Genomic DNA, 11,827 nt, shown 5'->3' on the forward strand with positions numbered 1-11,827 from the left:
CACGCAAGGAGGACAGCGATGGCACTGACGAAGGGTGACGAGGTGCACTGGAACACCTCGCAGGGAAAGACGACCGGAAGACTGGTGCGGAAGCGCACCAGCGACTTCGAGTTCGACGGTCAGACGTTCAAGCCGACCGACGACGATCCGTACTGGATCGTCGAGTCTGAGAAGAGCGGCAAGCAGGCCGCGCACAAGGAGTCGGCGTTGGCCAAGGCCTGACGGCGGAGCGGCTCAGTCGCGGGCGGGCTCGGCGCGACGACGACCTCGTGCGCCCCCGCTCGCGGCACCGTCGCCGTCGCCGTCCGCGCGGCGGTTCGCCCGCCACCGTCGGAGCCGGCGGACCACGAAGGTCACCACGACGATCGCGATCGCGACGTAGAGCACCCGGTCGATCCACTCCGTGTACTGCTCGACGCGGTCGTACTGCGAGCCGAACGCGGCACCGAGCAGGACGAGTGCGCTGTTCCAGATGCCGCTCGCGATGATCGTGAACACCGAGAACGTGCCGAGGTGCATGCGGTCCGCACCCGCTGGCAGCGAGATGAGGCTGCGCACGATGGGGACGAAGCGGCCGAAGAACACCGCGCTCTTGCCGTGCCGGTGGAACCACCCGGCGGCCTTGCGGAAGTCGTCCTCGTCGACCAGGGGGAGTTTGCCGAACCACCGCGTGGTGCGCTCGAACCCGATCTTCGCGCCGAGCCAGTAGAGCACCAGTGCGCCGAGGTAGGAACCGAGCGTCGCCAGCACGAGGACCAGCACGAGGTTCATCTGGCCGGCGCCGCCGAGGAACCCGGCCAGCGGCAGGATGACCTCGGACGGGATCGGCGGGAACACCGTCTCGACGAAGAGCATGAGCGCGACGCCCCACTCCCCCAGGGCGTCGATGACCTGGAGCACGAGGCCGGACAGCCCGCCCAGGTCCGAGGGCGCGGTGGAGTCGCCGCTGGCGACGGTCATGGCACGGGCGGTCACGGCAGTCGTCATGCCCCCAGCATCCCTGAGCGCCCTGTCAGGACCCGGCACGGAACCTGAACGTCAGCCGAGTCCCATGTGCGAGGTCCGGACGTGGGTCAGGGACCGCGCGAGGGCGCCCCGGGCCACGGCGTCCCGCCCGACCGTCGAGGGCACGATCTCGACGGGGTGTCGGAGCTGCGGCATGACCACCGCGGCGAGCGCCTCGGCGAACACCGGCGCCGCCGGCAGGACCTCGCCCCCGACGACCACGACCTCGGGGTCGATCGTCGTGACGAGCTGCACGACGCCCGGCGCCACGTCGTCCGCGAAGGCGCGGACGACCTCGACCGCCGCCGGGTCGGGACCGTCCGCACCGCCGCGGCCCGGCGCAGCGCCCCCGCGCCCGGCCGCGGCGAAGACGGACTCGAGGTCCGTGTCGGACGTGATCCGGGCCTCCAGGCGGGCCGGCGCACCGGGCCATCCGGTCGAGGCCAGGCCGCCCATCTCGCCGGCCGCCCCGCGCGCTCCGCGCGCCAACGCCCCGTCGATGACGTAGGCCGCACCGATCTGGCGACCCATCACCAGGTAGAGGCCGTCCTGGACGCCGCGGAACCGGCCCCACATCGCCTCGGCGGTGGCGGCGAGCTTGGCGTCGTTGTCGAAGAAGGTCGCGACCCCGGGGAAGAGGTCCTGGATCCGGCCGGGCACGCGGCGCTCGACCCACTCCGGCACGGCGACCGTGTAGTCGATCTCTCCGGCGCGGTCGACCACGGCGGGGACGCCGAACGTGGCGGCGAGGACGGGCGACGCATCCGAGTCGGCCGTCAGGCGGCGGACCACGTCCTGCACGCTCGTCCACGCCTGCTCTGCGTCGGCGAGGTCGGCGTAGCGCTCCTCGACCCGGGTGAGGGTGACGCCGCGCAGGTCGGCGCGGATGCCCACGATGCCGTGCAGCCCGAGGTCGACGCCGAGCACGGAACCGGCGGTGGCGTCCGCTGCGAAGCGCTTGGCCCGACGACCGGCCTTGTTCGGAGTGGCGATCGCCTCGGCCTCGGTCACCCAGCCCTCGTCGACCAGGTCCGCCAGCGCCGCCTCGACCGTGGGACGGGAGAGCCCAACGGTGCGTCTCAGCTCGGTCACGGTCCGCGACGCGTCGTCGCGCAGGAGCTCGTCGAGGATGGCGCGGGAGTTCATGAGTCGGAGCACCCCCGGCGTCGTCCCCACGACACTCGGGATCGTTGACACGGTCTCGTCCACGGCCATAGCCTCCACATTACGAAAGATCATTGAGGAATGGTGGACTCCGACATGCTCATCCCACGACCGCGCCGCGCCGTGCCCGGCACCGGCGCCTTCGAGATCACCCCGTCGACCCGCATCGCAGCGGACGCAGCGAGCGAATCGGTCCGACTGTACCTGCAGCAGACACTGCGGGCGTCGACCGGCCAGCCGGTCCGTGACGCGGTCGACGGCGCGACCGTCCACGTCGGCGCCATCTCGCTGCGCGTCTCGGACGACCCCTCGCTGCCCGTCGGCCCACCGTCACCCGAGGGCGAACGCGCCGAGTCCTTCCGCCTGACCGTCACCACCGACGGTGTCGACGTCGTCGGTGGCTCGGCCGCCGGCGTCTTCTACGGCGTCCAGGCACTCCTCCAGCTGCTGCCAGCCGACGTCTACCGCAGCGGCCGCGTCGGCACCGGGCCGTGGTCGCTCCCCGCCACCGTCGTCGAGGACGCGCCCGCCTTCGCCTGGCGCGGCGTCATGCTCGACGTCGCCCGGCACTTCCGCACCAAGCACGAGGTCATGCGAGTCGTCGACCAGCTCGCGGCGCACCGGATCAACCGCCTGCACTTCCACCTGACGGAGGACCAGGGCTGGCGCATCGAGATCCGCAAGTACCCGCGACTGACCGAGGTCGGGTCGTGGCGGCGCGAGTCGCAGGTCGGCGCGCACGTCCCCGACGCCGACGGCGTTCTGCACCCGGCAGGGTTCGACGGCCGGCCGCACGGTGGGTACTACACGCAGGACGACATCCGCGAGATCGTCGCGTACGCGGCGGACCGGTTCGTCACCGTCGTCCCCGAGATCGAGACGCCCGGTCACGTCCGCGCCGCGCTGGCCGCGTACCCGTCGCTCGGCGTGCACCCCGAGACACCGGTCGAGGTCTGGACCGAGTGGGGCATCGCCGACGACGTCCTGAACGCGGACGACAGCACCGTCGACTTCTTCAAGGACGTCCTCGACGAGGTCATCGCGCTCTTCCCCTCGCGCTACATCGGCATCGGCGGTGACGAGTGCCCGAAGGTGCAGTGGGTCGAGGACCCCCGCACCCAGGAGCGCATGCGTTCGCTCGGCCTCGAGGACGAGGAGCAGCTGCAGGCGTGGATCATCGGGCAGCTCGCGGCGCACGTCGCCTCGCACGGGCGGCGGGCGTTCGGCTGGGACGAGATCCTCGAGGGCGGCACGCTCGACCCGTCGGCGACGATCGTGTCCTGGCGGGGTCTGACCGGTGCGCGGACGGCGGCGAAGCGCGGGCACGACGTCATCTCCTCGCCGGACGACCAGGCCTACCTCGACTACCGGCAGAGCGACCTGGCGACCGAGCCGATCCCGGTGTCGATCGTGCTGACGGTCGACGACGTGTTCGCCTTCGACCCGGTGCCGTCCGGCCTGACCGAGTCCGAGCGGGCGCACGTCATCGGCGGCCAGGGCAACATGTGGACGGAGCACGTCGACACCGCCCGGAAGCTCGACTACCAGCTGTTCCCACGGGTCGCGGCACTGGCCGAGGCCCTCTGGTCGGCGGACGTCACCGGTCCGCGCGACGTCGCCGAGTTCCGCGGGCGGCTGGCGGAGCACACCGCGCGGCTCGAGGCGATGGGCATCGAGTACCGGCACGAGGCGGGGCCCTTCCCGTGGGAGCAGCGGCCCGGGGTCCCCGGTCGGCCCCACTCGCGCGAGGACCGCGCCGCCTACATCGACGCGATCACCGCCAACATCGCGGAGTAGGGAGCGCCCCGGGCGGGCGGGCGCTCGCGTCGAGGTTCCACGACTCGCCGCTCACTTCCGTCGAGGTTCCACGGAGGCCCGCGTAGGCCCGTGAGGTTCCGAGATCTCGGAACCTCACGGGGTGGGCGCGACCGCGTGACGGACGGGAGGCCCGGTGCCAGCTGGCACCGGGCCTCCCGTCCGACAGGTGGTGACGTCGACTACACGGCGACGGCCACGCGGTCGTCGGCCGTCTCGGACACGGCGGCGTCCGCCGCCGGGGCCCGGCGCACGAACTTCTTCAGCCCGACCAGGACCAGCGCGGACACGATCGTGCCGGCCAGGATCGCGACGATGAACATCGCGACGTCCCCGATGGCGAAGAACACGAAGATCCCGCCGTGCGGCGCCCGCGAGGTCACACCGGCCGCCATCGAGATCGCACCCGTGACAGCGGCCCCGACCATCGACGCCGGGATGACGCGCAGCGGGTCGGCGGCAGCGAACGGGATCGCGCCCTCGGAGATGAAGGACGCTCCGAGCAGCCAGGCGGCCTTGCCGTTCTCACGCTCGGGCTTCGTGAACCCGCGACGGTAGAGGACGGTCGAGGCGAGTGCCAGGGCGAGCGGCGGCACCATGCCGGCGGCCATCACGGCGGCCATGATCTCGAACGGCACGACGTTGGTGGCGGTCCCGGCACCGAGCCCGGCGACGGCGAACGCGTAGGCGACCTTGTTGACCGGGCCACCGAGGTCGAAGGCCATCATCAGGCCGAGGATGATGCCGAGCAGGATCGCCGAGGCGCCGGACAGCGAGTTGAGGAACTCGGTCAGCTGCGTCATCAGCCAGGCGATCGGGCCGCCGAGCACGAGCAGCATGAGGCCGGAGGCGATGATCGAGGCGAAGAGCGGGATGATCACGACGGGCATCAGGCCACGCAGCCAGCGCCAGGTCGGGATGCGCCCGATCCAGTACGCGGCGGCGCCGGCGATGAGGCCACCGATCAGACCACCGAGGAACCCGGCGTTCATGAAGACGGCGATGGAACCGGCGACGAAGCCGGGCGCGATGCCGGGCCGGTCGGCCATGGCGTAGGCGATGTACCCGGCGAGTGCTGCGACCAGGAACCCGAGCGACACGGAGCCGATCTGGAACGCGGCGGCACCGAGGTAGTACCGGAGGCCACCCGACGGGAGGTCGAGCAGCGTCGAGTGCTGCAGCGTCCAGACGGCGTTGTTCACGCCGTCGTCCCCGTGGTCCAGCGCGATGCCGTACCCGGCGAGCAGGAAGCCGAGCGCGATGAGCAGCCCGCCGCCCGCGACGAACGGGATCATGTAGCTGACGCCGGTGAGCAGCCAGCGCTTGAGCGCCTGCCCGAAGTGCTCGTTCTTGGCGGTGGACTCGCCCTCGGCGGTCGCTCCGCCCTGCACGCGTGCGGCGTTCGGGTCGTCCGAGGCGCGGATGGCCTCGGCGATCATCTTGTCGGGCTCGTCGACGCCGCGCTTGACGGGGCCGGAGACGAGCGGCTTGCCGGCGAAGCGACCGCGGTCGCGGACGTCCACGTCGACCGCGAACACGACGGCGTCGGCGCGGGCGATCAGGGCGGGGTCGAGGGGCTCGACCTGGGAGGAGCCCTGGGTCTCGACGTGCATCTCGGCGCCGGCGCGCTGCGCCGCGGCGACGAGGGCGTCGGCCGCCATGTAGGTGTGCGCGATGCCGGTCGGGCACGCGGTGACGCCGACGAAGACCTTGCGGCCCGCCTCGGGTGCGGGAGCCGGACTGGAGGCACTGCTCGCCTTCCCGACGCCGGCTTCCGACACCTCGCCGCTCACCTCGCGGTCGACGAGCTGGACGATCTCGTCCGGGGTGGCTGCGGCGCGCAGGGCGGCGGTGAAGTCGTCGCGGATGAGCGCACGGGCCAGGGTCGACAGGACCGTCAGGTGGTCCTTGTCGGCACCTTCGGGCACGGCGATCATGAACACGATGTCGGCGTCGCCGTCGGGGGCGCCGAACGACACCTTCCGGGCGAGACGCGAGAACGCCAGGGTCGGTTCGGACACCGACGCCGAGCGGGCGTGCGGGATCGCGATGCCACCGGGCACGCCGGTGCCGACGCTGGCCTCGCGCTTGATGGCGTCCTCGGCCAGGACAGCGCCGTCGGCGGCACGGCCGGTCGCGGCGACGCGGTCGGCGAGGACGCGGATGACGTCGGCCGAGGTGGCACCGAGGTCCTCGTCGAGGCCGACGAGCTGGGCGCTGATGAGGCGCGGACTCGAGTCTGCGGACATGTGCTTGCTCCTTCGCAATGGCGCTGGTCGCGCGGGTCGTGCGGGTGTTCGGGGAGTGGGGGGGGTCTGGCTGCGGGGTGTTCGGGCTGGGCGTCAGGCGGGCTCGGGTGCCGGGTGCGTCGTGAGCACCCGGACCGAGATCGCCGTCGGGTCGGTGTGGTCGAGGGCGGGCACGTCGCTGCCGGGCAGGGCTGCGGCGGCGGCTCCGGTCGCGACGGCCTGGGCGAGGCGCTGCTCGGGTGACGCGCCGGCCACCTCGGCGAGCAGGTAGCCGGCGAGCGAGGAGTCCCCCGCGCCGACCGTGGAGCGGGCGACGATCCGCGGCGCGGCGGCGGCGAAGGCCCCCTCGCCGGAGACCAGGACGGCGCCGGCGCTGCCGAGGGTGAGCAGGACGGTGTCGACGTTCCGGTCACGCAGGCGCTGCGCGGCGGCCACGGCGGCCTCGAGGTCCTGCTCGTAGGTGTCCGGGTCGCCACCGACGACCTCGGCGAGCTCCTCGGCGTTCGGCTTGACCAGGTCGATCCGCTCGCCGGACTGCAGTAGGGCGGTGAACGGGACGCCGGACGAGTCGACCGCGATCCGGACGTCGTCACCGTGGCGCGCACGGACGGCACGGACGAGCACGGCGAGCGCGTCGTCGGGGAGCCCTGGCGGGAGCGATCCGGCGAAGACCACCCAGCGGGCGGTGGGGCCGGTGACGGTCGCTGCTGCGGTGTCGGCGACCAGGGCCGCGAGGTCGTCCAGGCGCCCGGCGAGCGAGGGACCGGGCTCGTTGAGCTTCGTGGTGGTGCCGGTCGGCTCGGTCACGGTGACGTTCGAGCGGAGCGGCGCGCCGATCGGCAGTGCGGCGGTCGGGATGCCCCGGGTGGCCAGGCCGAGCAGCACCGGGTCGAGGTCGTCGCCGGGCAGGACGGCGATCGTGTCCCCGCCGCTCGCGACGACCACCCGGGACACGTTGACGCCCTTGCCGCCGGGCTCCGCGGTGGAGCGGGTGGCGCGTTGGACGGCGCCGCGCTGCAGTTCGCCGGAGAGCTCGATGGTGCGGTCGAGGCTCGGGTTCGGGGTGACCGTGACGATGCGGCGGTTCATGCGACGACCACCTCGACGTCGGCGTCGGTCAGGGCACCGGCGAGGTCGGCCGGCGGCGCCTGGTCGGTGACGAGCGTGTCGATCTCGTCGAGCCGGGCGAAGCGCATGAGGGCCTCGACCCCGTGCTTCGCGGCGTCGGCGAGCACGACGGCACGGCGGGCCGCGAGGACGTACGCGCCCTTGACCGCGGCTTCGTACTCGTCCGGCGTGCTCAGCCCGAACCCGGCGGACAGACCGTTCGTGCCGACGAAGGCGATGTCCGGTCGCAGGGCGCCGATCTGCTCGACGGTGGCGGTGCCGACCGCGGCACTGGTGACCCCGCGCACCCGGCCGCCGAGCAGGTGCAGCTCGACGTGCTCGCTGTGCTGGAGGGTCGCGGCGATCGGAACGGAGTTCGTGATGACCGTGAGGGTCGCGCCGACGGTGGCGGGTTCCCACCGTGCGAGTTCGGCGGCGACGGCGGCGCACGTGGTGCCGGCGTCGATCGCGATCGAGCCCGTGAAGGTCGCCGGCACCAGGCGCATCGCAGCGCGGGCGATCTCGGACTTCGCGGAGCCGTGCTGGCCCTCGCGCTCGGCGACGGAGAGTTCGACGACGCTCGAGCGACCGATCGGCACCGCTCCCCCGTGCACGCGGCGCAGGACCCCGGCGGACTCGAGGGCGTCGAGGTCGCGGCGGACGGTCTCGGTGGTGACGTCGAAGTGCTCGGCCAGGTCGGCGACGGAGACCCGGCCGGCGTCCTGCAGCGCTGCTGCGATCGCGTCGTGCCGCTCGGTTGCGTACATGCCCGAACTCCTTCGTTCCCGTGGGTTTCAGGAACCATAAGCCACAAACCCACACAAACACAACCACCCCGCTCGCCCCGCCCGGCGCTCCCCTCCCCCGAGGTTCCGAAATCTCGGCATCTCGCGCCGCCCACAGCCCGTCCGTGGAACCTCGGCGTCACGCACGCGGCATGTCGTGGAACCTCGGCGGGCGGCACACGCACGAACGCCCCGCCGTGCTCGTGCACGACGGGGCGTTCAGGTTCGACGGTCAGCCCTTCACGGCCCCCGCGGTCATGCCGCTGACGAGTCGACGCTGGACGATCAGGAAGAAGACGACCACGGGGATCGAGAACAGGACGCTCGCCGCCATCAGCCCGCCGAAGTCCGTGCCCTTGTTCGTCGAGAACCCGGCCAGCCACACGGGCAGCGTGTACATCCCCTGGTCCTTGAGCATCACGTACGCGATCAGGTAGTCGTTCCACGCGGCGATGAACGCGAACACGCTCGTCGCGATGACCCCGGGCATCACGAGCGGGAACAGCACGCTCCACAGGATCCGGAAGGTGCCGGCGCCGTCGACCTTCGCGGCCTCTTCGATCTCGACGGGTACGGCCACGAAGAACCCGCGCATCACCCAGATCGAGAACGGCAGCACGCTCGCGACGTACGCCAGGATCAGCCCCACGTAGCTGTTGAGCAGCCCGAGCGTCTGGAACGACAGGAACAACGGGATGAGCAGGGCGCCCGACGGGATCATCTGCACGAACAGGATGCCGACCAGGATCGCCCGTCGCCCGCGGAACCGGAACCGCGACAGCGCCGCCGAGGCCAGGAACCCGACCACGATCGACAGCAGGACGGCGGCCACCACCACGATGGTCGAGTTCCGCAGGTAGACCAGGAAGCCCTCTTGTGTGAGCGCCCGGGTGAAGTTGTCGAGCGTCGGGTGCAGCGGCGCCCAGATCGGGGTCATGGTGGTGACCTCGTCCGCCGGCTTGAAGGCGGTGTTCACCATCCAGTAGATCGGGAACACCCACACCAGGCAGAACACGACCGCGATGGTGTTGGCGACCACGCGCCGCTTCCGCTTCCGTGCCCGCACGGGTGCGGGCGCGGAACCGGGCGCGGGCGCGGCAGCGGGCGCGACACCCGCGCCGGGTGCTGCGTTCGAGACGGTCACAGGTCCTCCTCCCCGCTGCGGACGAGCCGGCGGATGTAGTAGCTGGTGAGCGCGCCGAGGATCACGGTCGAGATGACGGCGATCGCGGCACCCTGGCCGTAGGCGTTGGAGACGAACGACTTCACGAACGTCCAGATGCCGAGCGTCAGGGTGGCCTCTTCCGGGCCGCCCCGGGTGAGCAACCAGATCTGGTTGAAGACGTTGAAGTCCCAGATCACCGACAGGATCGACACGAGCAGCAGGGTCGGCGCGAGTGCCGGCAGCGTGATCGCGCGGTACATCGTCCACGTCGAGGCGCCGTCGAGCGCTCCGGCCTCGTAGTACTCCGGCGCGATCTGCGACTGCGCGGCGTACAGCGTCAGGGCGACGAACGGCACGGCCTGCCAGATCACGAGCGTGAGCACGATCGTGTACGCCTGCCCGGGGTGCGACGCCCAGTTGTCCTGCGTGTGGTCGCCGAACACCCGCAGCTGCGTGATGAGCCAGTTGAGCACGCCGTAGAACGGCTGGAAGAGCCACTGCCAGACCAGGCTCGACGCCACGTTCGGCATCGCCCAGGCCAGCACGAGCACGACGCTGACGACGGTGCGCATCGCGACGCCGAGCCGGGTGAGCAGTTGTGCGACGCCCATCCCGATGACGATCGTGCCGAGCACCATCGCCCCGGTGACCAGGACGGTGCGCAGGATGACCGGCCAGAACGACGCGTCGGTCAGGACGTTCGTGTAGTTCGAGACGCCGGCGAACCCGGCCTCCCCGGTGAAGATCGCCCGGAGCCCGTAGTCCTGGAACGAGATGACGACGAGTCGGACGAGCGGGTAGACGACGAGCGCGAGCAGCAGGATCGCCGCTGGGGCGAGCAGGACGAGCGGTGCCCGCGACGCCACCGCCGACCGACGACGCGCCCCGCGGCCGGGACGAACCGGCCGCCCCGACCCAGTACCGCCGACGCCCCCGATCCCCCCGCCGCCGGCGACCGGCTCGGACTGCTCCGAACCGGTCGCCTGCTCTGCAGTGGAGGTCATCGACTACGGCTGCGCGTTCAGCGCGGTCGTGAGGTGCTTCGAGAAGCCCTCGGCGGCCTGCTCCGGCGACTTCCGCCCGGTGGCGATGTCCGCGAACATCGACTGGAACGACGCGTCACCCTCGATGGTCGCCCAGCCCGGCGTCGCCGGGGTCGGACGGCTCGTGCCGGCTGCCGCGAAGTACGGCTTGTGCAGGGTGTCGACGTCGTCGGCCACCGCGTCGAGCAGCTCGGTCGAGTTCGGCTCCCAGCCGTCGACGCCGAACACCTGGTCCTGCTGGAACTCCTTCGAGGTCAGGATCTTCAGGTAGTACAGCGCGAGGTCCTGGTTCGCGGCCTTCGCCGGGATGCCGAGGTCGGACCCGCCGAGGAACACCGGCTGCGTCTTGCCGGCCGTCTGCGACGGCATCGGGAACGTGCCGATCTGGTCGGCGAGCGCGGGCTTCGCGGTGGTGATCGAGCCGATCTCCCACGCCGAGCCGAGGAACGCGGAGGTGTTGCCCTGCGCGAAGACGTCGCTCTGCGAGGGCTTGTCGGTGTTGATGTCCTGCGTCGACTTCGCGGAGTAGTCGTTCTGGAACGTCTTCCACGCCGTCAGGCCCTTCACGGCGTCGTCGGAGTCGAGCGTCCCGGTCCACTTGCCGTCCTCGTCGGAGGCGATCTCGCCGCCGGCGTCCCAGACCCACTGCAGCCCGCCGTACCAGTACTGGCCGGGCATGTAGAAGGCGGAGAAGTCGCTCGCCGTGTTGGCCGCCTTGACCTTGTCCAGGTCGGCGGTGAGCTCCTCGTAGGTGGTCGGCACGTCGGTGACGCCGGCGTCCTTCCAGACCTTCTTGTTGTAGACGACGGCCCGGTTGCCCGCGAAGAGCGGTGCGCCGTAGAGCTTGTCGTCGACGGTGGCCGGCCCCTCGAGCCCGGTCAGCCAGGTCTGGCCGTCCTTGAGTTCGTCGCGGTACGGCGTGAGGTCCATGAGACCACCGGCCGCCGCGTAGACCGGCACCTGCGTGTTGCCGAGGTCGACGACGTCCGGGGCGTCGTCCTGGGCGAGTGCCGTGGTGAGCTTCGTGGTGATCCCGTCCCACTGCTGGGTCTGGATCTTCACCTTCGCCCCGGTGTCCTTCGTGAACTGCTCCTGGGCGGCGTCGAGGACCTTGTCGCTGAGGTCGCCGTTCATCATCCAGACGGTGATGGTCTTGCCCTTGCCATCGGGTGTGCCGATGGACTTCGTGCCACCGTCGGAAGCTCCGTTGCTTCCGGCGGAGCACCCGGTGAGGGCGAGCGCGGCCGCCAGGCCGAGCGCACCGAGTGCGGCGAAACGCGTGCGTGTCACGTTGACTCCCTTGGTCCGACCTTTATGAAAGGACGTTGCGTATTCGCAATAGAAGACCTTCCGGGAGCCCTTGTCAACCGTTGGATCGGTCCCTGTGGGAAGGTTCGATCCGCGTGTTTCCGGGGGATCACGGATGGCGAACAGATCGTCGCCAACGCTTGACACGACTGGTCATGACCAGCCATCATCTGCGTCGCGCGTCGA

The 11,827-nt window shown here is 71.2% G+C and carries 10 protein-coding genes; 2 read left to right on the top strand and 8 right to left on the bottom strand.

Annotated elements, in window-relative coordinates; all coding sequences use genetic code 11:
• Positions 1 to 18 precede the first annotated feature (18 nt).
• The gene (locus EDF63_RS01095) at positions 19 to 222 is read left to right on the top strand and encodes a DUF2945 domain-containing protein (protein WP_123310445.1); all 204 of its coding nucleotides are present in this window, start codon (positions 19 to 21) and stop codon (positions 220 to 222) included.
• Positions 223 to 234: 12 nt separating this feature from the next.
• Here the strand turns inward: EDF63_RS01095 and EDF63_RS01100 are convergent, their stop codons facing one another.
• Both EDF63_RS01100 and EDF63_RS01105 read right to left on the bottom strand, forming a co-directional pair.
• Positions 235 to 987, bottom strand: coding sequence for a DedA family protein (locus tag EDF63_RS01100; protein ID WP_260232915.1), 753 nt, complete (start codon positions 985 to 987; stop codon positions 235 to 237).
• A 51-nt stretch (positions 988 to 1,038) separates the two neighbouring features.
• Positions 1,039 to 2,214 carry an ROK family transcriptional regulator gene (locus EDF63_RS01105; protein ID WP_185021233.1) on the bottom strand — a complete coding sequence of 392 codons (1,176 nt, stop codon included), beginning with the start codon at positions 2,212 to 2,214 and terminating at the stop codon, positions 1,039 to 1,041.
• A 36-nt stretch (positions 2,215 to 2,250) separates the two neighbouring features.
• On the opposite strand from EDF63_RS01105, the gene EDF63_RS01110 reads away from it, so the two are divergent.
• Complete coding sequence (locus EDF63_RS01110; protein ID WP_123310449.1) at positions 2,251 to 3,966, top strand: beta-N-acetylhexosaminidase; 1,716 nt, start codon at positions 2,251 to 2,253, stop codon at positions 3,964 to 3,966.
• A gap of 200 nt (positions 3,967 to 4,166) precedes the next feature.
• Here EDF63_RS01110 and EDF63_RS01115 read toward each other — a convergent pair whose 3' ends face one another.
• The 6 genes from EDF63_RS01115 to EDF63_RS01140 form a co-directional block, all read right to left on the bottom strand.
• Complete coding sequence (locus EDF63_RS01115) at positions 4,167 to 6,233, bottom strand: fructose-specific PTS transporter subunit EIIC (RefSeq protein ID WP_123310451.1); 2,067 nt, start codon at positions 6,231 to 6,233, stop codon at positions 4,167 to 4,169.
• 93 nt (positions 6,234 to 6,326) lie between these two features.
• Positions 6,327 to 7,322, bottom strand: a complete 996-nt coding sequence (locus EDF63_RS01120; RefSeq protein WP_123310453.1) for a 1-phosphofructokinase family hexose kinase — start codon at positions 7,320 to 7,322, stop codon at positions 6,327 to 6,329.
• Positions 7,319 to 8,107 carry a DeoR/GlpR family DNA-binding transcription regulator gene (locus tag EDF63_RS01125; RefSeq protein ID WP_123310455.1) on the bottom strand — a complete coding sequence of 263 codons (789 nt, stop codon included), beginning with the start codon at positions 8,105 to 8,107 and terminating at the stop codon, positions 7,319 to 7,321. The genes EDF63_RS01120 and EDF63_RS01125 overlap by 4 nt, the downstream gene beginning before the upstream one ends.
• Positions 8,108 to 8,357: 250 nt before the next feature.
• On the bottom strand, positions 8,358 to 9,269 hold the full coding sequence (locus EDF63_RS01130; RefSeq protein WP_260232916.1) for a carbohydrate ABC transporter permease: 912 nt from the start codon (positions 9,267 to 9,269) through the stop codon (positions 8,358 to 8,360).
• Positions 9,266 to 10,294 carry a carbohydrate ABC transporter permease gene (locus tag EDF63_RS01135; RefSeq protein ID WP_123310457.1) on the bottom strand — a complete coding sequence of 343 codons (1,029 nt, stop codon included), beginning with the start codon at positions 10,292 to 10,294 and terminating at the stop codon, positions 9,266 to 9,268. The genes EDF63_RS01130 and EDF63_RS01135 overlap by 4 nt, the downstream gene beginning before the upstream one ends.
• Before the next feature lie 3 nt (positions 10,295 to 10,297).
• Positions 10,298 to 11,623: a sugar ABC transporter substrate-binding protein gene (locus EDF63_RS01140; protein ID WP_123310459.1), complete on the bottom strand. Its 1,326-nt coding sequence runs from the start codon at positions 11,621 to 11,623 to the stop codon at positions 10,298 to 10,300.
• Positions 11,624 to 11,827 lie beyond the last annotated feature (204 nt).

The sequence above is a fragment of the Curtobacterium sp. JUb34 genome (assembly GCF_003755065.1).
In the GTDB taxonomy this organism is placed as follows: domain Bacteria; phylum Actinomycetota; class Actinomycetes; order Actinomycetales; family Microbacteriaceae; genus Curtobacterium.

Excerpts from the sequence above, each read along its gene's own strand:
- EDF63_RS01095 (WP_123310445.1), top strand. The coding sequence starts at position 19 with ATGGCACTGACGAAGGGTGACGAGGTGCACTGGAACACCTCGCAGGGA.
- EDF63_RS01100 (WP_260232915.1), bottom strand. The coding sequence starts at position 987 with ATGACGACTGCCGTGACCGCCCGTGCCATGACCGTCGCCAGCGGCGAC.
- EDF63_RS01110 (WP_123310449.1), top strand. The coding sequence starts at position 2,251 with ATGGTGGACTCCGACATGCTCATCCCACGACCGCGCCGCGCCGTGCCC.
- EDF63_RS01115 (WP_123310451.1), bottom strand. The coding sequence starts at position 6,233 with ATGTCCGCAGACTCGAGTCCGCGCCTCATCAGCGCCCAGCTCGTCGGC.
- EDF63_RS01120 (WP_123310453.1), bottom strand. The coding sequence starts at position 7,322 with ATGAACCGCCGCATCGTCACGGTCACCCCGAACCCGAGCCTCGACCGC.
- EDF63_RS01125 (WP_123310455.1), bottom strand. The coding sequence starts at position 8,107 with ATGTACGCAACCGAGCGGCACGACGCGATCGCAGCAGCGCTGCAGGAC.
- EDF63_RS01135 (WP_123310457.1), bottom strand. The coding sequence starts at position 10,294 with ATGACCTCCACTGCAGAGCAGGCGACCGGTTCGGAGCAGTCCGAGCCG.